This window comes from Rhodococcus sp. Leaf233, from assembly GCF_001426165.1.
GTDB lineage: Bacteria > Actinomycetota > Actinomycetes > Mycobacteriales > Mycobacteriaceae > Rhodococcoides > Rhodococcoides fascians.
Window position 1 is genome coordinate 691306 of sequence record NZ_LMRO01000009.1, and the last position, 22671, is coordinate 713976.

Sequence of the window (22671 nt, forward strand, 5' to 3'; positions counted from 1 at the left end):
AGTGGAACTTCGACCCCTGCTACGAACTTCCACTCACGTGCGGCGCAGCCGCTCTACAGCCACTTCTGACGTTTGAACACCACATAGAGCGCGCTGGAGCAGATCACCATGGCGACCAGCGCCAGTGGATAACCCAAGTGCCACTTCAGTTCCGGCATGTCCTCGAAGTTCATGCCATAGATCGCGGCGATGAGCGACGGCGCGAACAGGATTGCGCCCCAGGACGAGATTCGTTTGACCTGTTCGTTCTGCTCGAGGCTGACCTGCGTCATGTTCCGCATCTCTTCGTTCTGCTGCTGCGCCACCATGGTGGAGTGCACCGTCATCGCGTTCTGCAGGTTGGATCGAAACGATTCGATGCGGTCGGAGATGCGAATTGCGTGGTCCAACACGTCACGAAGGTTTCGCTGCAGTTCGACATCGACGTGATACTTGTCGGACCCGCGCTTGAGGGATTCGATCATCTCCACCAGAGGCTTTGCCGCACGGTCGAATTCGGACACCTCACGTAGCAGTGAGTAGATTCGCCGCGATACGCTGGGATCACCGGTGAACAGCTGATCCTCGATTTCGTCGATGTCGGTCTGCAGTCCCTTCACCACGGGGACGTACTCGTCGACCACTTGGTCCAGGATTCCGTACAGGATGGCTTCGGGTCCGAGCGCGAGCAACTCGGGAGATTCCTCCAGCCGGTGGCGGACGAGGCCGAGTTCGGGTGATTCGGCGTGACGGATCGTGACGACGAAATCGGCTCCGAGAAAAATGTGCAATTCACCGAATTCGACCTTTTCGGTCTCGTCTATGTATCGGGCGGGCCGCAGCACGACGAACAGTTGCTCGGCGTAGCGTTCGAGCTTCGGCCGCTGATGTGCCGCGATGGCATCCTCGACGGCGAGTCGGTGAAGCCCGAATTCCGTAGCCACCGCGTTGATTTCGCTGATCTCGGGACGGTACAGGCCGATCCACGCCATGCCGTGGCGGTCACGCATGCACTCGAACGTGATGTCGAGACTCTCCGGATTCGCGGTCCGCTTTCCCTCGACGTAGACGGCATTGTCGACGATCGGCACTTCGGGTCACCTCGGTTCGAGAACTTCGAATGTGCCGGACGGCACCCGATCGAGACTATCGCCTGAAACAATGGGGCGATGCAGCAGCAAGTTCATTTCACCACTCTGGCCACTGCGGATCTCGATGCAGCCCGGTCGTTCTACTGCGACGGGCTTGGGTGGACGCCATTGCTGGACGTTCCTGGCGAGATTCTGTTCTTCCAGATCGGACCCGGTGCGGTGCTCGGTCTGTACGACGCCACCGCGTTCGACGGGGATCTGGGACGGCCGCCGCGCGAGCACGACCTCGGCTCGGTCACGTTGGCGCACAACGTCGACGACGCAGCAGCCGTCGACGCGATGTTCGCGGCCACCCTCGCGGCGGGCGCGACACCGATCAAGACACCTCAGCGAACATCGTTCGGTGGCTATCACGCCCACATCGTCGACCCCAACGGAGTCATCTGGGAAATCTGCCACAACCCCGGTTGGAGCGTCGACGACGACGGGACGGTTCGGCTGTCTTAGCCCGCACCGACTATCAGTAGAAGGGCGGCGTTCTCGCTGACCTTGTCGCCGGCTTGAAAGTTGGTTCCGACGACCGTCGCGTCGGGACGGTCGTAGTCGGAGCTGACGTCGGAGAAGCCTGCATCCGACAATGCCTGCACCGCGTCCGATTCGGTCATTCCGGCCACTGCGGGAAGCGTCGCGCGGTCGGGTGCTGCGTCGGCGATAGCGCCGCCGCCGAGGGTCAGTGCCCCAGCCACCGCGAGGGTGGCGATCGTCTTCTTGAATCCGATACCCATGTCTTCGTCCTTACTCGTCGGCGCTCTCTGACAACGCAACCGTGCTCCTGGAGGCTGTGACGGCGTTTCGATGTTGCTGTGAAGCAGCTGTCAGTCGCATGACATGCTCGTTCGGTGCTTCTCGACCTCCTCGGATACATCGGTATCGCAGTCTTCGCGGCGTCGGGTGCACTGGTCGGGGTATATCGACGACTCGACTTGTTCGGGGTCTGCGTCGTCGGAATCACGACGGGCATCGGGGGCGGCATCGTTCGCGATGTGCTGCTCGGTATCCATCCACCGACGTCGCTGGACACCTGGCCGAACGTCACCGTCGGGTTCTTCGCCTCGCTCGTGGTGTTCGTCGCGCATCGGCAGATGGGCAAGGTGCGTCGGGGTGTGCTCGTGCTCGACGCGTTCGGGATGGGCTTGTTCGCCTCGACGGGCGCGACGATCGCCCTGAGTGTCGGCGGTAGTGCCCTGTCCGGAGCGCTCATCGGGACGACGACGGCCGTAGCCGGTGGCGTCATCCGGGACGTCCTCGTCAACGACGTGCCCCTGCTGCTGCACCGCGACCTGTATGCCCTACCTGCGCTGCTCGGCGCGACGGCCGTCGTGGTGGCCGAGGCGCTCACTCTGCCGGAGAACGTCGGGTTGGTCGCGGGGACGATACTGGCGACCGGCCTGAGATTGCTCGCTCTGTGGCGTAAATGGAATCTGCCGCAGGCTCGGAACCTACCTACGTTGTGAGCTTCGACTGCCGGAGCGCGTACCGACCGACCACCCCTCTCAGCCGTGTCTCAGTCGACCAGGACAAACTGTACCGATGCGTATACTGGTGGTCGACGACGATCGAGCGGTGCGCGAATCGCTGCGCAGGTCGCTCACGTTCAACGGGTACACCGTGGACCTGGCGGTCGACGGCCTCGATGCCCTGGAACAGGTAGCTGCGGCGCGTCCCGATGCGTTGGTGCTCGATGTGATGATGCCGCGTCTCGACGGCCTCGAGGTGTGTCGGCGATTGCGCAGCGTGGGCGACGACCTGCCGATCCTGGTGCTGACGGCACGTGATTCGGTGTCCGAGCGCGTAGCCGGTCTCGACGCCGGCGCCGACGACTACCTGCCCAAGCCGTTCGCGCTCGAGGAGCTCCTGGCTCGGCTGCGGGCATTGTTGCGGCGCACAGCGATGGAAGCCGGCATCGACTCGGAGACCATGACGTTCGCGGACCTGTCGTTGGACCCGGTCACCCGTGAGGTCTCGCGCGGCGAGCGTTCGATCAGCCTCACCAGGACCGAGTTCTCGTTGCTCGAGATGCTCATGACCAATCCGCGCCGAGTGCTCACCAGAAGTCGCATTCTCGAAGAGGTCTGGGGCTACGACTTCCCGACTTCCGGCAACGCGCTCGAGGTGTACGTCGGGTATCTGCGGCGCAAGACCGAGGCCGAAGGGGAGTCGCGGCTGATCCATACCGTTCGCGGTGTCGGATACGTCCTGCGCGAGACGCCCCCGTGATAGGCAGTTCGTTCGGGCGCAAGACGCCCGACGGTGTCGCACTTCCGCCGGCACCGATGCGGCCACCGACGCCGTTGACGAGATCGGTGTCGTTACGGTGGCGGGTGACGCTGTTGGCTGCGTCCGTCGTGGCGATCGCGGTGGCCGTCATGGCCATCGCTGCCTACACCGTGGTCTCGCGCGCGCTGTACGGCGACGTGGACACGCAGTTGCGTTCTCGCGCATCGGCATTGGCGGAATCGGACCTGGTGTCCTACGACCCACGGTTCGTGGCCGGTGCCACGTTGTACAGCACCGATGTCAGTGTGGCGTTGATCTACCCCGACATGACCAGCTACAACCCGCCCGGACCCAAGGTGCCCGTCGGCGATTCGGAACTTGCTGTGGTGCGCGGAGAGCAGGCTTCGTCGCTGCGCACTCTCGACGATCAGCGGGTACTCGCACTGCGTACCAAGGACGGCAGCACCCTGATCGTGGCGCAGCGACTGCTGCCCACCGGAGAAGTGCTGGATCGTTTGGCGTGGGTTCTGCTGATCGTGGGAGCCTGTGGTGTCGTGCTGGCGGCGGGTGCGGGCATGGCCGTGGCGCGCACCGGTTTACGGCCTATCGCACGATTGACTGCGGCCGCTGAGCGAGTGGCGCGTACCGACGATCTGACGCCGATTCCGGTGACCGGCGACGACGAATTGGCCCGATTGACCGAGAGTTTCAACACGATGCTCCGAGCCTTGGCCGAATCTCGCGGCAGGCAGAGCAGATTGGTCGCCGACGCCGGGCACGAACTTCGAACACCGTTGACGTCGCTGCGCACCAACATGGAACTGTTGATCGCGGCCGGGCGTCCGGGTGCACCGTCCATTCCCGACGAGGACATGGCCGAGCTGAGAACCGACGTGGTGGCGCAAATCCAGGAATTGTCCACGCTGGTGGGTGATCTGGTGGACCTTGCACGCGAGGACGCACCCGAGACGGTGTTCGAGCGGGTCGACCTGGCCGATGCCGTCGAGCGCAGCCTCGAACGAGCTCGCAGGCGTCGCAACGAGATCGACTTCGATGCCACGCTCATGCCGTGGTTCGTCTACGGAGATCAGGCGGGCCTGTCGAGGGCAGTGCTCAATGTGCTCGACAACGCGGCCAAGTGGAGCCCCAGCGGCGGAGAAGTCCGAATTGCCATGCGGCAGATCGGTGAAGGCCTGCTCGAGCTGACAGTGGACGACGCGGGCCCCGGCATTCCGGAGGAAGACCGCGAACTCGTCTTCGAGCGTTTCTATCGCTCGACGGCATCGCGTTCGATGCCCGGATCCGGTCTGGGACTTGCCATCGTGCGGCAGGTGGTCGTCAAACACGGCGGCACGATTGCCGTCGAGGTGTCCGAGCGAGGTGGAGCGCTCATTCGAATCGTGTTGCCCGGTGAGGGTGCCGCGGACCACGAGACACTCTCGGCAAACTGATAGGCGAGTCTCAGCGCGCTCTCAGTACCGCCCTGCACAGTGAGTAGCAAGAAGGCGGGCGACCTCGAAGCCGAGGTCTCTATCGAAGGAAGCAACAGCGATGAGCGACGACCGTAACGAACCAGAACAGCCCGGACGGGATGCCGGTGCACAGCATCATCCTGCGGACCGGGCTTCACACGGCGGCGAGCACGATCCCTCGACTCAGCACCAGCCCACCCAGCAGAATCCGACGCAGCAGAATCCCACGCAGCAGTTCCCACCCCAGCAGGCGCATCCCCAGCAGAGCTACCCGCAGCAGTACGCGGGCTACGGGCAGAATCAGTACCAGCCCGGCTACGGCCCCTACGGTCAGCACGGTGACTCGCAGGCCGGTCAGCACAACCCGGGTCAGCACAACCCCGGCCAGCATGCGCAGCCCCAACAGGTTGCGCCGCAGCCTCATTCGGCATCCGGCACCGTGAAGACTCGCCCGGGTCGGTCTGCTCTGGTGGCCGGAGCGATTGCTCTCGTTCTCGTGGGCGGCGGAATCGGCGGCGCGGTCGGTGCCATCGCGACCAACAACGCCAACGGCAACAACGCCGGTGTCACCAATTCGTTGAACTCACCGATCACCGCCGCTCAGCCGGCCGCCAATTTCCCCGACGGTTCCGTTCAGGCCGTCGCGAACAAGGTGTTGCCCAGTGTCGTGCAGATTCAGGTGAAGGGCTCGCAGCAGGAAGGTGAGGGCTCCGGCGTCATCCTCAGCAGTGACGGTCTGATCCTGACGAACAACCACGTGGCCACCGGCGCAGGGGCCAACGGCAAGCTGACCGTCGCGTTCGCCGACGGGTCGGTGGCCGACGCGACCATCGTCGGTGCCGACTCCGTCTCGGACATGGCCGTCATCAAAGCCGAAGGAAAGACGAATTTGACGCCGATCGAGTTGGGCAGCTCGTCCAACCTCGAGGTCGGCCAGCAGGTCGTCGCCATCGGCTCGCCTCTGGGCCTGGCCGGTACCGTCACCACCGGCATCGTTTCCTCGCTCAACCGCCCGGTATCGACGTCCGGTGAGTCCGGCAACCAGAACTCGGTGATCGACGCCATTCAGACCGACGCGGCCATCAACCCCGGCAACTCCGGTGGCGCTCTCGTCAACACCGATGGCCAGTTGATCGGCATCAACACCGCCATCGCCACTCTCGGCGGTAGTGAGGGCTCCGGCGCGCAGAGCGGCTCGATCGGTCTCGGATTCGCGATCCCGGTCGATCAGGCCAAGCGGATCGCCGACGAGCTGACCACCACCGGAAAGGCCACCCAAGCGATGATCGGTGTGCAGGTGCCGTCCAAGGACGATGCCAACGGCGCAACCGTCGTCGAGGTCACCGAGGGTGGCCCGGCTGCGGCGGCAGGCATTCCGAAGGGCGCGGTCATCACCAAGGTCGACGATCGGATCGTCGCCAGCGGTGACGCGCTGATCGCCGCAGTGCGTTCGCACGCACCCGGCGATTCGGTGAAGATCACCTACACGGACGGTGGCAGCGAGAAGACCGTCGACGTGACGCTGGGCACGGCCGAGCCGGCTGCGGCACCCGCCGCGCAGGTCCCGTCACTGCAGATCCCGTCGTTCCCGGGCGGTCGCTGATGCTCAGGGAAGCCGGTAGGCACGGAACCATTGCAACTATTTACGCACAGCGTGAGTCGGGTACGGGCCTTACTACTACGGTGAGCGGTATGGAACTCGACGCACCTTTGGCCGGCCGCGCGTTGGTCGTCATCGTGGACGACCGCACTGCTCACAGCAACGAGAAGGATTCGACGGGTCCGCTGGTGACCGAACTGTTGACCGAGGCCGGTTTCTTGGTCGACGGTGTGGTGGCAGTGACGGCCGACGAAGTGGACGTGCGGAATGCGCTGAACACTGCGGTGATCGGCGGTGTCGACCTGGTGGTGTCCGTCGGCGGCACGGGTGTCTCGCCTCGCGACGTGACTCCCGACGTCACGGCCGAGGTGCTCGATCGCGAGATACCGGGAATCAGTGAGGCGCTGCGCTCTTCCGGTCTGGCAGCCGGATCGTTGGACGCAGGCCTGTCGCGGGGACTGGTCGGAGTATCGGGCAGCACGCTGGTGGTCAACCTGGCGTCGTCCCGTGCGGCGATCCGTGACGGTATGGCGACGCTGACTCCGCTGGCGAGTCAGGTCATTGCCGAACTGTCGGGATTGGACGCGTAGGCACTGCGATGAACGACGAGCCGATCGAGAATCGACCGGACGACGAAGCGAGCCGGGCCCGAGCACAACGGGCCCGGCTCGCTCGTATCTTCGGTGACGTGCTGCCGGAGACCACGGGAGACGACCGGGCCGACGGGCCCGATGGCGACTCTTTGTCGGTCGATTGGTTGAAGCAGCAGCGACCACCCCATTACTTTTAGTGTGATCCACAACACATTTTGTTGGCTGGAATGACAGCTCTGTTAGTTAGTCGTTTACCTGTCGTTAGCGACCTACCCGGCGGTAGTGCCGGGCGAAGCCGCCGAAAACGGACACCACAGGCGGGGTGTGGAACGGTCCAATCGTTCAATCCGGACAGGACTCCCGCTGCGTCTTCCCATATCAGGGTCGTTTTACTCCTGATCGGCGCGTGTAACGGTTTCCACTTCTCGGGAGATGCTGTGACGCAGGTTATCGCTAACACGGGTGTGAAAGATGTTCACGCCGACGAAACACATCACGAGATGGCAACGTTTGGGCGTCGATCGTAGGGATTGTCACGGTCAGGCATCTCCTCTAATGTTCCCCTCAGCTTCCAAGGGATCAGGGCGTGGGACCAACCGGTGCCGCGCCCTTCATCTCGGAACTGAACAATCGAGGATGTGGCCTTCAGGCTCCATCCGGCTCGGGCTCGCACACACTGACGCGTGCGATTCAGTTCGAGGGTGAAAGCCACAAGCTTCCCCGTGCGACACCGCGCTGGGACTGAACATGATGAGGAATAAATGACGGAGATCCAGAAGTCGCGGCGCAGCCGGGGACTCAAGTCCATGAGCGTCGCAGTTGCTGCCAGCGCTTCGGTAGTCGGCCTGGTGCTCGGTACCGGAACCGCTTCTGCCGCTGTCGACAGCGCGAAGTCCATCGTCGACGCCGATGGCAACACCGTGACGTTGACGCTGTCCGACTCCTTCGTCAGCGGCGTTGCGCCTCTCGACGGAAACCCGCTCACCCGTGAGTGGTTCTACGACGGCCGCGCATCCTTCGACGTTCAGGGCCCCACGGCTGACGACTTCGAGGGCACCCTCACCGCCGGCCTGCAGATCGGCTACCCGTTGAGCCTCGACGGCGGCGTGTCGGTCGAGTGGGCTTCGCCTTCGGCCAACCTGGGCATCGGCAGCGGCAACAACTCCTCCATCGGCGCTAAGGGCACCGTTGGTGAGCTGGCCAACATCAACCCGTTGACGGTTCCGATCGAGACCGAAGCTACTTCTGAGAGCAACCTCGACATCGGCGTTCAGCTGATCCCGCAGGCAACTGCGACCATCGATCTCGCTCCCGGCGGCGGCGTCGTTCAGTCCGAGAGTGCAATCGCCACCTTCAACGAAGAGGCGAACATCTCCAAGACCGAGGGTGACGCTGCAGGCGCTCAGGGCTCCATCCAGCTCGCCGGCGTTCACGGCACCGCTACGGGCATCCTGGGCAACGTCACGGTTCGTCCGTACGTCACCCTGCTCAGCGCAAAGGGTGACTCGATCACCACGTACGGCCCGGCAACTCGCCTCAACTGATCTCGATCGGTTGATTCTGGTTTCCTAGTTCTTCCGGTTCAGGCCCGCACGGATTCTCCGTGCGGGCCTGAACTATGTTCGGCTCGAACGTAGTTCGACATGTAGAGAGGCGCAGAAGCAGTGACCTACCCGAAAGCCCGTTTCACAGTGTTCGCCGCCGGAGCCGTCGTTGCTCTCGGGTTGCTCACCGGTTGCAGTGGTGGTGACGATTCGGCAGCCACCGGTCAGAACACCGACGTGTGCAACTCTTTCGCCGCCGACCACAATGCGTTCGTCGGTCTGGTGAAAGCGGGCCCGGGGTCGGCAGCCAACATCGAGCAGTGGACTGCGGACAAGCAGGCGGCCGTCGACAAGGTGAAGTCACTGTCCGGCACCGCGTCCGGTGACGTCGCCAGCGCGATGACGACGTTCGCGGACGCCATTCCGGCTGACACGCTCGAACTGTCGGAACCCGACAGCGAGTCGGGCAAGGCGTTCGTCGACAACGGCGCAGCAGTGAAGTCCTCTTGCGAGGCGGACGGCACCTCGATCACGCTCGATGAGCTACCGCTGACCACGTTCACCAACTGATCGCCTGACGGGCCCTCTCGGCCTGTCGCACGCCCCACAACGAATGAATGCGCCAGTCATGCACTCAGAGTGCATGACTGGCGCATTCATTCGTCGAAGCAGACCGGTGTCAGTCCTTCGAGTGCTTACCGAGGTCGGGGGAGGGCGAATCGATTGCTTCGCCGCTGCCGCCGGTGGTGTCGGCCGCGGTCGAAAGCTTCTGTCCTGCAGCGGTTCCCCCTGCGAGGATGTCGCGGATCTGCACCAGCACGTCGACGTCGCTCAGTTCCTTCTCCGGCTGGCTGACGAAGCGCTTCTTCGCGGTGTTCACCGGCAGAATCAGCACGAAGTACACGACCGCGGCGATGATGATGAAGTTGATGATCGCCGTGATGACCGCGCCGATATTGATGAACGTGGCGTCGTTACTACTGAGGATCTTGATTCCCCACCCGAGTTCGTTGCTGCCACCGACAGCGGCGACCAACGGGTTGATGATGTTCGTGGTGAACGCAGTGACGATTGCCGTGAATGCTGCGCCGACGACGACTGCGACCGCGAGGTCGACCACGTTGCCTCGCAACAGAAAGTCCTTGAATCCCTTCAGCATGAGCCGCTCTCCGATCTCTTGGTATGTTTCGGTCTCGCCAGACGTTAACCCAGATCGATCGACTTCGGACCCCGTGAATCGCCCGGGCACCGACTCAATGCAATGTCACCGTCAAAGCGCTCACCAGCGACGCGGCCGCCACCGTCGTCGCATCCTCGGTCGGTAGGGCGAGCAACACCACCCGATCTCGTTGCCGACCCCCGCCGGCCTCGGCGGAGACGAGCACCACCATCGCCCCCGATGCCAGTATCCGAGCTGCAGGTGGGGCGTCGGGATTCTCCTGAGTTTCGACGGTCAGGACGTCCACCCGGTCGCCTTCTCTGAGTAGGTCGGTCACGCCCGCATCGGCGAGATGCACCGGTACGACGCGTGCCTCGACCCCCACCGCCGCGGTGGCTGTTCGGGAGCCCAGCAGTCGGACATCGGTGAGCAATTCGCCTGCTCGAACCGGGCCGGTCAGTGTCCGCCCGTCCACGTCGACGGAATCGAGCACTGCGCCGTCGGGCACCGTGGCCGAATCCCATTCGGCGACGGCAACATCGGCCGCCGTCAGTATCGTTCCCGGCGTCAGGTCGCGGCCGGCCGTGACGACGCGGACGCGATCGTCGCCTGCGGCGTCGTCGACGAACAGCAGGACTGCGACGGCCACCAGAATGCCCGCGGCGATGCGTCGAACTTTCACCGATCCCACCCACGCGGGACGCTGAGCGAAGCGGTCGAGCAGCGTCGAGTCCAGTCGGTTCTTGCGGGCAGCCATGACCGGAACGGTAGCGGTCCCAACTGGCCTGAAGAGACCGAAAAGGCCGGCCTGTGGATAACAGACCGGCCTGTGGATGGATCCGAAAACTACTGGCTGGCAGCAGCTTTCGTGGTGGAGGACGAGGAGGAGCTGCTCGACGAGGACGAATCCGACGACTTCTTCTCGGCCGGCTTCGAGTCGCTCTTGGTCTCCGACTTCGTGGCCGCGGCGTCGGACTTCTTCTCGCTCGCGCCTTCGCTGGCGGTGCCGGAGTTGCCCCGACTGTCGGTGCGGTAGAAGCCGCTGCCCTTGAAGACGATGCCGACCGAATTGAACAACTTGCGGAGCTTGCCGGAGCAAGCCGGGCACACCGTCAACGTGTCGTCGGTGAAGGACTGGACGATGTCGAAGCGGTTGTCGCACTCGGTGCAGGCGTATGAGTAGGTGGGCATCGTGTTTCCTCCGCGCTGGTCACCGAGGAGGTTCGCGCTCTGCTGGCCGAGGCCGAACACCGCCGGTGTCTTGTCTGTTCGTCGAAACTGGGGAGAGCATTAGCACTCTACAGTCAGGAGTGCCAACGAATCGAATCGTAGCGTTATTCCGTACTCAAGCGTACGAGCCCGCCGCCGGGAGTCAGCGCGTGCGTCACGCGGCGGTCGTGCGGTTCGGCCGGGAGCCGGGAGAACAGCTCCTCGTCGCGCACGATGGCGACCAGCATGGCCTCGGGGCTGCACAGGTCGAGAGTCCGGTCGTAGAACCCGGCTCCGCGGCCCAGCCGAACACCGCGGCGATCGACGGCCAGCGCAGGTAGCAGCACCACCGAGCATTGCCCGACGGCGTCGGGCTCTAGTAGTGGACCCGACGGCTCGAGCAGCCCGTACGGTGCCCGCACCAACGCATCGCGACCCTCGTAACGCGCCCACTTCAGCGGCCCCGGCTCATGGGCACTCGGCAGCAGAACCGTGGCTCCGGCCGCGGCCATCGCGTCGAGCATCTCGATCGACCCCGGCTCCCGGCCGATCGGAACGTACGCCGCCACGACCGAGTGTTCGGCCGCCAATTCGCCGACGGCATGGCAGAGTGCGGAGGACTCCATCGCGCGTTGCGCATCGTCGAGCAGTCGGCGTTCGGCGAGGACATGCTCCCGCCACAGATCCTTCGGCGTGTTCTCCGAAAATTCGGGAACGCTCACAACGGTTCACTCTCCCTCTCGTGCTGTCGTTCAACGATATGCACTCGGGGGTCGAACGGGGCACACGCCGAGCCAATCTCCAGAAACCACGGATAGGGTGAGCACCATGACAGAAGCCGCTTCAGCGACGACCGCCGCCACGCCTGTGCACTTCCGCACGGCCATCGTCCCCGCCGCAGGCATGGGTACCCGGTTCCTGCCGGCCACGAAAACCGTTCCGAAGGAACTACTTCCGGTCGTCGACACTCCCGGTATCGAGCTCGTCGCCGGAGAAGCGGCAGATTCCGGTGCACAACGGTTGGTCATCGTCACCTCTCCCGGCAAGGACGGCGTCGTCGCCCACTTCGTCGAGGACCTCGTTCTGGAAAAGAAGCTCGAAGCGAGCGGAAAGCTCGAAATGCTCGAGAAGGTACGCGTCGCCCCCAAGCTTCTGGACGTGCAATCGGTCATTCAGCACGAACCGCTCGGACTCGGTCACGCCGTCGCATGCGCCGAGGAAGCACTCGACGACGACGAGGATTCGGTCGCGGTGCTGCTGCCCGACGATCTGGTGATGCCGCGGGGCGTGCTGGACGTCATGGCCCGGGTGCGCGCCAAGCGCGGCGGCTCGGTGCTGTGCGCCATCGAGGTTCCCGACGACAAGGTCTCGTCCTACGGCGTCTTCTCCGTCGAAATCGTGCCCGATGCCGTCAATCCGAACGTCCTCAAAGTCACCGGCATGGTCGAAAAGCCCAAGAAGGAAGAGGCACCGTCCAACTTGGCTGCCGCGGGCCGCTATCTGCTCGACCGCGCGATCTTCGACGCGTTGCGACGCATCGAGCCCGGTGCCGGCGGCGAATTGCAGCTGACCGACGCCATCGCACTTCTGATCGAGGAGGGCCATCCCGTTCACGTGGTGGTGCATCGTGGATCGAGACACGACCTCGGAAATCCCGGGGGATACCTACGCGCTGCGGTTGACTTTGCTTTGCAGCGCGACGACTACGGTCCCGCGCTGCGTGAATGGCTGAACGAACGCTTGAGCGACAGCTGGGCACCGGAACTGACGACGTACGAATAGCATCGCGGGTCGATGCCATAGAGGAAGGGCCAGATGCGCTCGGTCGAAGATCAACAGACCAGGGTGACCGCAGCGGCGGTGGCTCCACGGCCTGTTCGGGTCGCCATCTCGGAAGCGCAGGGTCTGCTCTGCGCCGAGGAAGTGGTCACCGAGCGTCCCCTTCCCGGCTTCGACCAGGCCGCGATCGACGGTTATGCCGTACGCAGTGTCGACGTCGCCTCCGCGGGTACCGACCTGCGTAACGAGGAAGACGAGCGCATCGACCTGACGCTGCCCGTCGTCGGCGAGGTCTCCGCGGGTTCGCGTCAGCCCATCCGGCTGCAGCCGCGTCAGGCCGTGCGGGTCGATACCGGCGCGCCGCTGCCCACGTTGGCCGACGCAGTCCTGCCGCTGGATCGCACCGACAACGGCCGCGCCCGTGTCAAGGTGTTCCGTCCGGTTCGCTCGGGTGACTACGTGCGCAAGATCGGCGACGACGTTCAACCCGGCGACGTGGCCGTGCGGGCGGGAACGATCATCGGTGCCGCGCAGGTCGGCCTGTTGGCCGCCGTCGGACGCGACAAGGTGCTGGTGCACCCGCGTCCGCGGTTGTCGGTCATCTCGGTGGGCGGGGAGTTGGTCGATACCGATCGGACCCCCGGGCCCGGCCAGGTGTACGACGTCAACTCCTACGCCCTCGCTGCTGCAGCACGCGATGCCGGAGCCGACGTGAACCGCGTCGGCATCGTGAGCACCGACCCCAAGCGACTGCGTGAAGTGGTCGAAGGCCAGCTGATCCGCTCCGAGATCGTCGTCATCGCAGGCGCGGTCGGCGGAGGCGCGTCCGATGGCGTCCGTGAGGCGCTGGGCGAACTCGGGGACATGGAAGTCGAGCGGGTTGCCATGCACCCCGGCTCGGTGCAGGGATTCGGCCAGCTCGGACGCGACGAGGTGCCCACGTTCCTGTTGCCTGCCAACCCCGTCAGCGCGCTCGTGGTGTTCGAGGTGATGGTCCGTCCACTCATTCGCATCGCACTCGGCCGTCGCCAGCCACTGCGCCGGACCGTCACCGCGCGGACCGTCGCACCGATCACATCGATCGAGGACCGCAAGGGATTCCTGCGAGGGCAACTGATGCGCGACGAGGGCACCGGCGAATATCTCGTCCAGGCTCTCGGCGGTGCTCCGGGCTCGTCGTCTCATCTGCTCGCGACACTCGCGGAGGCGAACTGCCTGGTCGTCATCGATCCCGACGTCACCGAGATCCGAACCGGCGAAGAAGTGAAGGTCTCGTTCCTCGCTCAGCGCGGCTGACGCACGCGCTCACACGCGCAGCGCATACGATCGACTGATGCCGCGAACGTGGTCGAGCCACCCGGGTTGGCCGGCGAAATTGGGTCCAGTGCGAGTGGCCGGGGGAACGGTGACGGTTCGGCCCGTCCGCATGCGCGACGCAGCCTCCTGGAGTCGAATCCGCACCCAGGACCGCGCACACCTCGAGCCGTGGGAGCCGAGCGGTGAGGGCAGTTGGAATTCCCGACACCACATCTCCTCGTGGCCCACACTGTGCTCGGGCCTGAAGTCCGAGGCACGCAAGGGGCACATGCTGCCGATGGTGATCGAGGTCGACGGCGAATTCTGCGGGCAGATCACCACCGGGAACATCGTGCGGGGCGCGCTCCGGTCGGCGTGGATCGGGTACTGGGTGTCCAAGGAAGTCAACGGCAAAGGTGTCGCCACCGCGGCGCTGGCGCTCGGACTCGATCATTGTTTCGGACCGGTCGGGTTGCACCGCGTCGAGGCAACGGTGCGTCCGGAGAACCTCGCCAGCCAGGCCGTGCTGCGCAACGTCGGTTTCCGCGAAGAGGGCCTGCTCTACAAGTACCTCGACGTCGACGGCGAGTGGCGCGACCACAAACTCGTCGCGATCACCTCGGGAGAGGTGCAGGGATCGGTCGTCGATCGATTGGTCCGCGCGGGCAGGGCTGCGTGGGCATAGCGCTCACTCCACGGTGTTCGGTTGCAGATGTTGTCAAAGTGACAGGAGTGTAATTCGGGTCGGCGCGTCTGCGGGGTTCTCGCACCTGCTCCACATAACCTGAGGGCGTCTCGACTGTCGCTGTCGCCTGAGGAAGGAGAACATCGCCGATGCCGAACTCGATCATCTGGATCGGTCTCGTGGCCGTCTGGCTCTTCGTTCTTCTTCCCATGCTGATGACCAAGCGTCCGCAGATCATGCAGACCACGGACGCAGCACTCGCCACGCGCGTGTTGCATCGGGGTGGCACCAAGCGCAAGCAGCGCGGCCCCGCGACCGGCCACCGCAGTGATCCCGACTGGCGGCCGGAGGACGACCTGCGGGTCTCCGCGCCCGCCAGCGAGATCTTCGGCCCGAAATTCGCGTCGATTCGTTCGGACTCACCCGATCTACCCGGTACCGCGGAGGACCCCATGGACACTCACGCAGAAGAAGAAAACGACCTCGAACGCGACGAACCGGTCCACGACGCACCTCGCGCGAGCTCTCCCGCACACGAGCCGGGAGTCGTCGACGACGACTTCGTGCCTCGCCGACGCGGCCGCGGCGGATTCGATCCCGAGGCCGACGCCATCGCCCGGGCCGCCCGATACGCCTTCCGTCAGCGCGCGGTTCTCGGCCTGGTGTTCGCCGCCATCACGACCGCGGCACTGGCGTTCATCATCTCCCCGACGGTGTGGTGGCTGTGCGGACTGTCCGTCGCAGTCCTCGTCGGATACCTGTACTACCTGCGCAGGCAGGTGCAGATCGAAGAAGAGATTCGTCGACGACGACTCACCCGCATGGGTCGCTCGCGCCTCGGTGTGGAATCGGAGACCGACGAAGAGCTCGAACTCGTGCCGCAGCGTCTGCGTCGACCCGGAGCCGTGGTGCTCGAGATCGACGACGAGGACCCGGAGTTCGAGCATCTCGATCATTACGAGGAGCCGTTCCAGGCACGCCGCGACGATGACGGCGATTTCCGTCGGGCACAGGGCGCGTAACAGCGGTCCCGAGGGGCTTTGCTAGAGTTGCCCAGCCGGTCGAGACGACGGCAAACGGGGCTGTGGCGCAGTTGGTAGCGCGTCTCGTTCGCATCGAGAAGGTCAGGGGTTCGATTCCCCTCAGCTCCACCCCGAAACGAAGCCGCCACTCACCTCGAGTGGCGGCTTTCGTTGTGAATCAAGGCAATACAGAGCTCAGTGCACTCATTGCGATCGTGGTGACGGACAGTCCTCCGGTGCCGAATGCCGCTGCGGCGGTCATGCCGACCAACGCTTCGTCCGCCGTCGGCGTCGGCGGTTCGAGCTTCGTGCGCAAGAACGTGAACGGTAGGCCCCAGAACGCGCTCACTCCGCCGTCGTACTCGCGAGTGAGGTCGCCGAACGAGTCGTTGCCGCGGTCCGTGTCGCCGCGGATCAGTGCGCTGGACTCGAGGTCTTTCGCGGCAAGCATTAGTACGCGGTCTCGGTAGGCCAGACGTACTCGATACGAGCGTTTCACGACTCGTGCGGACCCCAGTTGCACCGCAATCGGGTCACCGCCGACCGTCGCGCGAATATCTGTGGACCGTCGGGTGCCTAGGGGAGTCCTGTCCGCGGTCTGCGGTCCGGTGCGAACGAACGTGACGCGGCTGGATGGCGTCGACAGGTAGTAGCCGGCCACGGAGTCGTCCTGATAGACGAGTTCGACGTCGTCGTACAGGGCAGTCTCGATCCTGACCGTGTGCACACATCCGACCCTACCGACCAGCCGGTTCCGTAAGTTGTCGGTGCGGCGTTACGTCGCCGGCGCTTGTGTCACACTTCATACGGTGACCAGCCAGATGACCGTGCATGTCGAGGACACCGAGGCTCATCGAATTGCGGCCCGGATAGTGACGCCTCTCGGCAAAGAGGCTGTGGTGACCACCGCGTCGAATTACGAGTTGGACCATTCGGCGACTCCGTGGCTTCCTCCGATGCTGGTAGCGGGAATGCGAAAGAAGTGGAGTATCGCTTTCGACGGCCCGGTGGATTCGACGGCACTTCGAGGCGCTCCCGAGGCGCAGAAAGTGTTTCTCGACTGGTATCCCAGACGGTTTCATGGGATATCGGTATCGGCTGAACCTTCCGATGCACTGTCCGACGGCCGAGGGGTGGGTTGCTTCTTCAGTGGAGGCGTGGACAGCTTCTATTCGGCAATCACCCAATCCGATCGCATCACCCATTTGATATTCGTTCACGGTTTCGACATCTCCGCCGGGAACGAGGATTTGGCCTCTCGGGCACTGGCCAGTGCCCGAGACGCGGCCGCGGAGCTCGGCAAGCCGCTGATCGAGGTCAAGACCACGTTGAGGTCGGCGTTCGGAGACCGATTGCCGCTCGATTGGGGATACGACCTTCACGGAGCCGCCCTGGCTCACGTGGGGCTGGCGTTGTCGCAGCATGTGAGCACCGTCATGATTCCGTCGTCCAACAGTCGCTGGGATCTGCTGCCGTGGGGTTCCCATCCCGATCTGGACCCGCTGTGGTCGAGTAGCAGTGTCACGTTCGATCACCACGAGTTGGAGGTGAATCGGCTCGGCAAGCTCCGGCGGATAGGCCTGGACGAGACGGCGATGAAGCATCTACGGGTGTGCTGGGAGAATCGCGACGGTCGATTCAACTGCGGAGTGTGCTTCAAGTGCATCAGGACGAAGATCGGGTTGGCCGCTGCAGGTGCGGAGAGTGCTGCCCTTCCAGGACCCATCGATCTCCATGCGGTCAGGTCCTTGACGTTGACGAACCGTCAGTGCCACCACCTGCGAAACGGGCTTGCTGCCATGGAAGAGGCAGGCGTGACCGACGATGGTGTGGTTGCGGCAGTAGACACGGCGATCCGCCGAAGACACTGGCGACAGGCTGCGTCGTATTTACGACGAGCACGATCGATATCCATCGGCCTCATACGTCGTCGCGTGAGCTGAGGCATTTCCGGCAATATGGCGGATTCGAACAACATTCGATTATTAACGGGAATCGAATTCTTTCGAACGTGTTATGAGCACCATTGACCCGAAACGGTCTTTTGGATTGCTTAGCGCCGATAATCGCGTCACGCTGCAGTTTTCGGCGCTCTGAGCTGGGGCTGCTTCTTCGGCTGACTTTAGTGTTCGCGTGGCTGATGTCGTATCTTTATACGCGTGCCTGCGCGTTCGGTAGGTGTCGAATTCAATCAGGGGATCGAAATGAACACTCTCAGTGTGGTAATTCCGGTGCTCGACGAGGTCGACCACATCGGCGAATGCTTGAATCTGCTGCTCGATCAGGGAAACTGCATAGACCGTATCGTCGTGGTGGACAACGGCTCGACCGACGGGACGCTCGATCTGGTCGAGACCCTGTGCGAGGTCAATGACAAGGTGCAGTTGGTGCACGAGCCGAATCGGGGCGTCGTGCATGCCCGGAACACAGGCTTCGATCTCGTGCAGTCGTCCATCATCGGCCGCATAGACGCCGATACGCGCGTCCGGCCCGGGTGGGCACGCTCCATCATCGAATTCTTCGGAGAGCACTCCACGGTTGCGGCAGCGGGCGGGCGAACCTACTTGTACGAGTCGCCGTGGGCCCGGCCTCTGGCGTGGCAACATGCTCGAGCGGAGCAGCGCGACCCGTCGGTGCGCAGCGCCTTGGCGGTATCGGGCAACAATTTCGCAATCCGCGCATCTGCTTGGCACGAGGTTCGGGATGTCGTCAGCGACAAGACCTGCGTGCACGAGGACATCGATCTGTGCTTGTCGTTGGTCGGCAAGAAGTTGCCGCTTGCTCAGAACGGCCGTATGAAGGCTGCGGTCTCCGGCCGGCGATCGGCTACCTCTCCGGTGAAGTACGTGAACTACGCGATCGCGGGCTACCGCTCCTACAAGGAGCACGGGCTCGCATCGGCCAAGCTGGCCCGGATCGTTGCGATCGATTGGCTCCTGCACACGCTGCGCTGGCCCATCTCGAGAATGTTCTCGGCGGTGCCCTCGCGCGCGCTACCCGTCGACGACCGTGCGCTCTCCGACGAACGGATGCGAGAGGCCGCGTGAACCTGCGCTCCCTGATCCCGACCTGGGCGAGCGACTCGTCGAACGTCAAGTGGGCCCTCTTTCAGATGCGTCAGGCAACCCTCGTGTCGGTGGCGAACCTGCCGTTCGTTCCGGCGGTACTGCGGGCGACCTTGCTGCGGCCGGCGGGAGTCCGGACGGACGGGCCGTGCTTGATATACGGCGGCGCGATGATCCAGGGTCGCGGGTCGGTACGGATGGGCACCGGGGTCTTCGTGAATTTCGGGTGCCACTTCGACACTGTTGCCGACATCGTGATCGGTGACGATGTGTTCCTGGCGGACCACGTTCGGATCATCACCAGTACCCATGACGTCGGACCGTCGTGGCGACGGGCAGGCTTGCTGAGGGGCGAGTCGGTCACCATCGGGCGAGGCACGTGGATCGGGTCCGGTGTGGTGATCATGCCCGGGGTCCGCATCGGTGAGGGATGCATCATCGGGGCGAACTCGTTGGTGACCAAGGATTGCGAACCGGACGCGGTGTACGTCGGCAGTCCAGCCGCTCGTCGCCGGGAGTTGAACGATCTACCCGACGCGCGAGCCATAGCGGGCGCGACGCCTGATTTCGAGAGCAATACTCTGACGAACGATCGATAAAGCGCTTGTCGATATCGACAAAAGGCTATTATCGATCCGAAATTGGACGACTTATTTCGTCGAATTGATGATGTAGCATCATCTGCGTCAGAGGCTCGGCACTCTTTGCATTCGCTTCGGAAATTGTCGAGCTACGCATTGCCAAAAAGGTGTCAGGGGTTGGCGTTGTGAACACTCTTTCTGTTGTTGTGCCCGCATTCGACGAACAGGCGCATTTGGGTGGATGCCTGGACGCTTTATTGGCGCAACGTGAACACATTCACGAAATAATCGTGGTGGACAACAATTCCACCGACGATACCGCCGGCGTGGTAGCGAGCTACAGCCGCCGGTTTCCGGAGATAGTTCTGGTCCGGGAGTCGAAGCGAGGCGTCGTTCATGCGCGCAACGCCGGTTTCGATCGGGCCGAAGGATCCATCATCGGACGTATCGATGCGGACACTCGGGTAGCTCCGGATTGGGCCGAGTCGATTCTGGATTTCTTCGACCGCAGACTGGACTACGCGGCGGTGACCGGGCCGATCTACCTGTACGACTCCCCGTGGGCTGCACCGTACGGCGCGTACGTGGACTACTCCACCAAGCGCAAACCCGACGAGTTACGGGTCTCGGCGGCCTCGGGTAACAACTTCGCCATTCGCCGCTCCGCTTGGGAAGCCGCCCGCGACCGCGTGAGTCTGCGTACCGACCTGCACGAGGATATCGATCTCTCGCTGTGCCTGTACCGCGTCGGTCTCCAGATCGCGCTGATCAAAACGATGTGCGTCGAGGTGTCCGGTCGGCGGCTGCTGACTCCGCCCCTCGAATATCGTCATTATGTGCTGAGTTCCTACCGAACATGGGCCCACCACGATTTGGCGAACAAGGCGCTGCGTCGACTGTTGATCGCGGACATGATTCTGCATACCGTGCATTGGCCGTTGACTCGAATTTTGTCCGGATGCGAGCCGCGAATTCTGCCGGTGTCGCATTCGAACGAGGGCGTGACATCGCAACAATATTCGTCACCTGTTCGCGATGGCGAATATGCCACCACGGCGTCGGCCGAGTAAATTCACGGCTGATTCGAGCGGTACGCGACGATTGTCCGGTCGGTAGCGCCGATCTACTCGCTGTATCTGCTGCCGCCCCCGGAACCGGCCCCACGGTTCGATACAGGCCCGCGTGATCGCCGACGCGGTGTTACTGTCTCGTAGTTCTTCGACCCGCGGGTATCCGAGAGTCGAGTCGGGGTGGCCGGTCGGGCGGCCGCATAGCAGGCGGGGGCGTGTCGTGCGCTTCGATGTTCGGACGTTCGTCGTCGGTCTTGCCTTGTCTCTGCTGACGGGACAGCTCGTCGGGACTGCGTCGGCGGACGTCGTCGTCGACAACCCCGTCCACTACGTCGCTCTGGGCGACTCCGGGGCTGCCGGGCCCGCGTGGTTGTCCTATGCCGGCGGAGACGGTTGTGGACGATCCGACGCGGCGTATCCGGCCATGATCGCGAGCGCACTGCACCCTGTGTCCTTCGCCAGCGTCGCGTGCAGTGGGGCGACGAGCGCACACGTCGTGTCCACGCCGCAGAGCACGTACACGCCACTGCCTCATCGTGTCCCGGTTCAGATCGATGCACTGCGGCCTCATACGACGCTGGTGACCCTTTCGATAGGCGGCAACGACCTGAATTGGGCGCAGTTGATCGGGCCGTGCCTGCAACCTGTGCCGCAGGAAGATCCTCGGTGCCGAAACAACCCCGTGGTCCTCCAGGAGATAGACCAGAGGCTGGGGGAGCTGGGGCCGGTGTTGGACGGCGTACTCGACGCGATTACGCAGCGTTCACCACACGCCGTCGTCGTGCTGGTGGGTCACGGTGGTTACTTCGACCATCAGGGCTGTTTCCCGGACTCGAATCTGCACGGTGCCGACGCGGCGTTCGTGCAGGATTTCTTCGTCCGGTTCGATTCCGTGCTTCGAGACAGTGCCGTCAGACATGGGGCGACGTTCGTCGATGTGGCGGGGCCGGCCGTCGGCCACGACGCATGCGCACCGATTGCAGAGCGCTGGTTCACGGGCTCGATGACGTTCGGTCCGACACCGTTCTTGCATCCGACCCCGCTGGGCAGCGCTGCGATGGCGGGATTGGTGCTCGACGCAATCGGTCGGTGACGTCGCTTCGTCGGTCACAATGCGCGGGGACAAGACCCAGTGACACATCCTGTTGAACAAACGATCATCTGCGTACCGGTCGGCCCGGTAGATTGACGGGTTATATCGTGAACCGACGATCCGAGCGCTGGATCTGCCCCTGCAACTTCCATACGGAGTGTGAATGTCGTTCGAGATCGTCGACCTCCCCGAAACGTGGGTCGCCGGTCTCCCCGTTCGCAGTCCCAAACGAGCACTCGGGCGGTTGAACGATCCTGCCCTCAACCAGGCGTGGTCCGCAGTGCTCAATCAGGAGACTGCCGGACCGCTTGCGTCGATCTACACGGACTTCGCCCCTGGAATCGGATCGTACAATACACAGATAGTCGGTTACCAGTGCTCGTCGCTCGGGCAGGTGACGCGTGGGCATTTGATCGCAAAAGTGCCGTCTGCAAAATATGCCCGATTCTCCGCGGTGGGTTACTTTCCCGACGTTCTCACTCGATTGTGGAATCAGATCGATCACGCCGAGGAGAACGGGGAGATAGTGCGATCGTTCACCGGTGATTACGAGTGCTACCCGCACGCCTACAAAGTCGACCTGTATTTGGCCATCACGCAGCCCGGCGGTTCGTGATGAGCTTTCGGATCACCGCGCGCAGTGCCGAATTGTTCGGTGGGTTGGTGGCACCGCGGGTGGAGCCCGGTGCCGAGGCCAGTTGCAGCGAATGGATGGGATTCCTCCGAGATCGTGTGCGCGAGAAGAACATCGACGCCACGGAGGTGACCACCGTGTATGTCCCCGATGCGCACGGCACCGTCAATGCACTCGTCGGTGTCCCGCTGGACTCTCCGAGTGACGTCGCTGTGGGAGATGTGTTCGTATCCATACCGACTGGTGTGTTTGCAGTGTTCGTGCCCAGTGGTGGTCTCGCGGATCCGATCGAAGACGTCTGGGCGCAAGTCGACGAGTGCGTTCGATCCGGGACGCTATTCCGTGCTTACGCCGAGGAAGTAGAAGTCGTTACGAATGCTGGAGAAGTGGAACTTTTCGTTTCGATCGTTTTGTAAACGAGGTCTTCTTCATGTATTTGTCACTTTCGAATCACAAAATCGCCGACGAACCGGTTACTATTGGCGAGCGCTGACAAGCCCGTATAGGGAACGTGAATTCGAG

Annotated in this window: 26 protein-coding genes and 1 tRNA gene; 20 read left to right on the top strand and 7 right to left on the bottom strand. The window is 63.5% G+C overall.

The features are described 5' to 3' along the window. Nucleotides 1–53: 53 nt before the first annotated feature. The gene (locus ASH04_RS13965) at nt 54–1070 is read right to left on the bottom strand and encodes a magnesium and cobalt transport protein CorA (RefSeq protein ID WP_027496037.1); all 1017 of its coding nucleotides are present in this window, start codon (nt 1068–1070) and stop codon (nt 54–56) included. Nucleotides 1071–1148: 78 nt separating this feature from the next. On the opposite strand from ASH04_RS13965, the gene ASH04_RS13970 reads away from it, so the two are divergent. Then, nucleotides 1149–1577 carry a VOC family protein gene (locus ASH04_RS13970; protein ID WP_057473747.1) on the top strand — a complete coding sequence of 143 codons (429 nt, stop codon included), beginning with the start codon at nt 1149–1151 and terminating at the stop codon, nt 1575–1577. Here ASH04_RS13970 and ASH04_RS13975 read toward each other — a convergent pair. Next, complete coding sequence (locus tag ASH04_RS13975) at nt 1574–1855, bottom strand: PASTA domain-containing protein (RefSeq protein WP_032371235.1); 282 nt, start codon at nt 1853–1855, stop codon at nt 1574–1576. The genes ASH04_RS13970 and ASH04_RS13975 overlap by 4 nt on opposite strands. 114 nt (nt 1856–1969) lie before the next feature. Here ASH04_RS13975 and ASH04_RS13980 point away from each other — a divergent pair, with 114 nt between their 5' ends. From ASH04_RS13980 to ASH04_RS14015, 7 genes are all read left to right on the top strand, one after another. Beyond that, on the top strand, nt 1970–2584 hold the full coding sequence (locus ASH04_RS13980; RefSeq protein WP_032364082.1) for a trimeric intracellular cation channel family protein: 615 nt from the start codon (nt 1970–1972) through the stop codon (nt 2582–2584). 76 nt (nt 2585–2660) lie between these two features. Continuing rightward, the gene (locus ASH04_RS13985) at nt 2661–3347 is read left to right on the top strand and encodes a response regulator transcription factor (RefSeq protein WP_027496041.1); all 687 of its coding nucleotides are present in this window, start codon (nt 2661–2663) and stop codon (nt 3345–3347) included. A 56-nt stretch (nt 3348–3403) separates the two neighbouring features. Beyond that, nucleotides 3404–4798, top strand: a complete 1395-nt coding sequence (locus tag ASH04_RS13990; RefSeq protein WP_094666207.1) for a HAMP domain-containing sensor histidine kinase — start codon at nt 3404–3406, stop codon at nt 4796–4798. 100 nt (nt 4799–4898) lie between these two features. After that, a complete protein-coding gene (locus ASH04_RS13995) occupies nt 4899–6422 on the top strand; it encodes a trypsin-like peptidase domain-containing protein (protein ID WP_080731856.1) in 1524 nt (507 codons plus the stop codon). 89 nt (nt 6423–6511) lie between these two features. Next, a complete protein-coding gene (locus ASH04_RS14000; protein ID WP_197077495.1) occupies nt 6512–7009 on the top strand; it encodes a MogA/MoaB family molybdenum cofactor biosynthesis protein in 498 nt (165 codons plus the stop codon). A 764-nt stretch (nt 7010–7773) separates the two neighbouring features. Beyond that, complete coding sequence (locus tag ASH04_RS14010) at nt 7774–8556, top strand: MspA family porin (protein ID WP_057473749.1); 783 nt, start codon at nt 7774–7776, stop codon at nt 8554–8556. A gap of 120 nt (nt 8557–8676) precedes the next feature. Then, the gene (locus ASH04_RS14015) at nt 8677–9126 is read left to right on the top strand and encodes a hypothetical protein (RefSeq protein ID WP_057473750.1); all 450 of its coding nucleotides are present in this window, start codon (nt 8677–8679) and stop codon (nt 9124–9126) included. A gap of 109 nt (nt 9127–9235) precedes the next feature. Here the strand turns inward: ASH04_RS14015 and mscL are convergent, their stop codons facing one another. The 4 genes from mscL to ASH04_RS14035 all read right to left on the bottom strand — a co-directional run bounded on the left by mscL (nt 9236) and on the right by ASH04_RS14035 (nt 11646). Next, nucleotides 9236–9715, bottom strand: coding sequence for a large conductance mechanosensitive channel protein MscL (gene mscL, locus ASH04_RS14020; RefSeq protein ID WP_027496048.1), 480 nt, complete (start codon nt 9713–9715; stop codon nt 9236–9238). Between the two features lie 94 nt (nt 9716–9809). After that, nucleotides 9810–10472, bottom strand: a complete 663-nt coding sequence (locus ASH04_RS14025) for an RcpC/CpaB family pilus assembly protein (protein ID WP_032388588.1) — start codon at nt 10470–10472, stop codon at nt 9810–9812. A gap of 89 nt (nt 10473–10561) precedes the next feature. Continuing rightward, nucleotides 10562–10906: an FmdB family zinc ribbon protein gene (locus ASH04_RS14030; protein WP_027496050.1), complete on the bottom strand. Its 345-nt coding sequence runs from the start codon at nt 10904–10906 to the stop codon at nt 10562–10564. Nucleotides 10907–11049: 143 nt separating this feature from the next. Beyond that, nucleotides 11050–11646 carry a 5-formyltetrahydrofolate cyclo-ligase gene (locus ASH04_RS14035; RefSeq protein ID WP_057473751.1) on the bottom strand — a complete coding sequence of 199 codons (597 nt, stop codon included), beginning with the start codon at nt 11644–11646 and terminating at the stop codon, nt 11050–11052. A gap of 106 nt (nt 11647–11752) precedes the next feature. Here ASH04_RS14035 and ASH04_RS14040 point away from each other — a divergent pair, with 106 nt between their 5' ends. The 5 genes from ASH04_RS14040 (at nt 11753) to ASH04_RS14060 (ending at nt 15835) form a co-directional block, all read left to right on the top strand. Next, nucleotides 11753–12706 (top strand): UTP--glucose-1-phosphate uridylyltransferase, encoded by a 954-nt coding sequence (locus tag ASH04_RS14040; RefSeq protein WP_027496052.1) that lies wholly within the window; start codon nt 11753–11755, stop codon nt 12704–12706. A 33-nt stretch (nt 12707–12739) separates the two neighbouring features. Then, complete coding sequence (gene glp, locus ASH04_RS14045; RefSeq protein WP_027496053.1) at nt 12740–13999, top strand: molybdotransferase-like divisome protein Glp; 1260 nt, start codon at nt 12740–12742, stop codon at nt 13997–13999. 37 nt (nt 14000–14036) lie between these two features. Beyond that, nucleotides 14037–14684 (top strand): GNAT family N-acetyltransferase, encoded by a 648-nt coding sequence (locus tag ASH04_RS14050; RefSeq protein WP_032364078.1) that lies wholly within the window; start codon nt 14037–14039, stop codon nt 14682–14684. A gap of 149 nt (nt 14685–14833) precedes the next feature. Further along, nucleotides 14834–15706, top strand: a complete 873-nt coding sequence (gene sepX, locus ASH04_RS14055) for a divisome protein SepX/GlpR (RefSeq protein WP_032371228.1) — start codon at nt 14834–14836, stop codon at nt 15704–15706. Between the two features lie 56 nt (nt 15707–15762). Continuing rightward, a tRNA-Ala gene (locus ASH04_RS14060) sits at nt 15763–15835 on the top strand. Between the two features lie 49 nt (nt 15836–15884). Here ASH04_RS14060 and ASH04_RS14065 read toward each other — a convergent pair. Continuing rightward, entirely contained in the window at nt 15885–16433 is a 549-nt protein-coding gene (locus tag ASH04_RS14065; RefSeq protein WP_027496056.1) for a hypothetical protein, read from the bottom strand. 82 nt (nt 16434–16515) lie between these two features. On the opposite strand from ASH04_RS14065, the gene ASH04_RS14070 reads away from it, so the two are divergent. The 7 genes from ASH04_RS14070 (at nt 16516) to ASH04_RS14100 (ending at nt 22565) form a co-directional block, all read left to right on the top strand. Continuing rightward, nucleotides 16516–17649, top strand: a complete 1134-nt coding sequence (locus tag ASH04_RS14070; RefSeq protein ID WP_200937322.1) for a hypothetical protein — start codon at nt 16516–16518, stop codon at nt 17647–17649. Nucleotides 17650–17910: 261 nt separating this feature from the next. Continuing rightward, complete coding sequence (locus ASH04_RS14075) at nt 17911–18753, top strand: glycosyltransferase family 2 protein (protein ID WP_094714916.1); 843 nt, start codon at nt 17911–17913, stop codon at nt 18751–18753. Next, nucleotides 18750–19370: an acyltransferase gene (locus ASH04_RS14080; RefSeq protein WP_235580006.1), complete on the top strand. Its 621-nt coding sequence runs from the start codon at nt 18750–18752 to the stop codon at nt 19368–19370. The genes ASH04_RS14075 and ASH04_RS14080 overlap by 4 nt, the downstream gene beginning before the upstream one ends. Nucleotides 19371–19537: 167 nt before the next feature. After that, nucleotides 19538–20422 carry a glycosyltransferase family 2 protein gene (locus tag ASH04_RS14085; RefSeq protein ID WP_162182895.1) on the top strand — a complete coding sequence of 295 codons (885 nt, stop codon included), beginning with the start codon at nt 19538–19540 and terminating at the stop codon, nt 20420–20422. 220 nt (nt 20423–20642) lie between these two features. Beyond that, nucleotides 20643–21515, top strand: a complete 873-nt coding sequence (locus ASH04_RS14090; RefSeq protein WP_057473752.1) for an SGNH/GDSL hydrolase family protein — start codon at nt 20643–20645, stop codon at nt 21513–21515. 163 nt (nt 21516–21678) lie between these two features. After that, nucleotides 21679–22131, top strand: a complete 453-nt coding sequence (locus tag ASH04_RS14095; RefSeq protein ID WP_027496057.1) for a GyrI-like domain-containing protein — start codon at nt 21679–21681, stop codon at nt 22129–22131. Between the two features lie 116 nt (nt 22132–22247). Next, a complete protein-coding gene (locus ASH04_RS14100; protein ID WP_228139163.1) occupies nt 22248–22565 on the top strand; it encodes a GyrI-like domain-containing protein in 318 nt (105 codons plus the stop codon). The last annotated feature ends 106 nt before the right edge of the window (nt 22566–22671 follow it).

Coding starts and splice junctions, on each gene's coding strand:
- ASH04_RS13970 (WP_057473747.1), top strand. CDS start 1,149: ATGCAGCAGCAAGTTCATTTCACCACTCTGGCCACTGCGGATCTCGAT.
- ASH04_RS13975 (WP_032371235.1), bottom strand. CDS start 1,855: ATGGGTATCGGATTCAAGAAGACGATCGCCACCCTCGCGGTGGCTGGG.
- ASH04_RS13985 (WP_027496041.1), top strand. CDS start 2,661: ATGCGTATACTGGTGGTCGACGACGATCGAGCGGTGCGCGAATCGCTG.
- ASH04_RS13990 (WP_094666207.1), top strand. CDS start 3,404: ATGCGGCCACCGACGCCGTTGACGAGATCGGTGTCGTTACGGTGGCGG.
- ASH04_RS13995 (WP_080731856.1), top strand. CDS start 4,899: ATGAGCGACGACCGTAACGAACCAGAACAGCCCGGACGGGATGCCGGT.
- ASH04_RS14000 (WP_197077495.1), top strand. CDS start 6,512: ATGGAACTCGACGCACCTTTGGCCGGCCGCGCGTTGGTCGTCATCGTG.
- ASH04_RS14010 (WP_057473749.1), top strand. CDS start 7,774: ATGACGGAGATCCAGAAGTCGCGGCGCAGCCGGGGACTCAAGTCCATG.
- mscL (WP_027496048.1), bottom strand. CDS start 9,715: ATGCTGAAGGGATTCAAGGACTTTCTGTTGCGAGGCAACGTGGTCGAC.
- ASH04_RS14025 (WP_032388588.1), bottom strand. CDS start 10,472: ATGGCTGCCCGCAAGAACCGACTGGACTCGACGCTGCTCGACCGCTTC.
- ASH04_RS14030 (WP_027496050.1), bottom strand. CDS start 10,906: ATGCCCACCTACTCATACGCCTGCACCGAGTGCGACAACCGCTTCGAC.
- ASH04_RS14040 (WP_027496052.1), top strand. CDS start 11,753: ATGACAGAAGCCGCTTCAGCGACGACCGCCGCCACGCCTGTGCACTTC.
- glp (WP_027496053.1), top strand. CDS start 12,740: ATGCGCTCGGTCGAAGATCAACAGACCAGGGTGACCGCAGCGGCGGTG.
- ASH04_RS14050 (WP_032364078.1), top strand. CDS start 14,037: ATGCCGCGAACGTGGTCGAGCCACCCGGGTTGGCCGGCGAAATTGGGT.
- sepX (WP_032371228.1), top strand. CDS start 14,834: ATGCCGAACTCGATCATCTGGATCGGTCTCGTGGCCGTCTGGCTCTTC.
- ASH04_RS14075 (WP_094714916.1), top strand. CDS start 17,911: ATGAACACTCTCAGTGTGGTAATTCCGGTGCTCGACGAGGTCGACCAC.
- ASH04_RS14095 (WP_027496057.1), top strand. CDS start 21,679: ATGTCGTTCGAGATCGTCGACCTCCCCGAAACGTGGGTCGCCGGTCTC.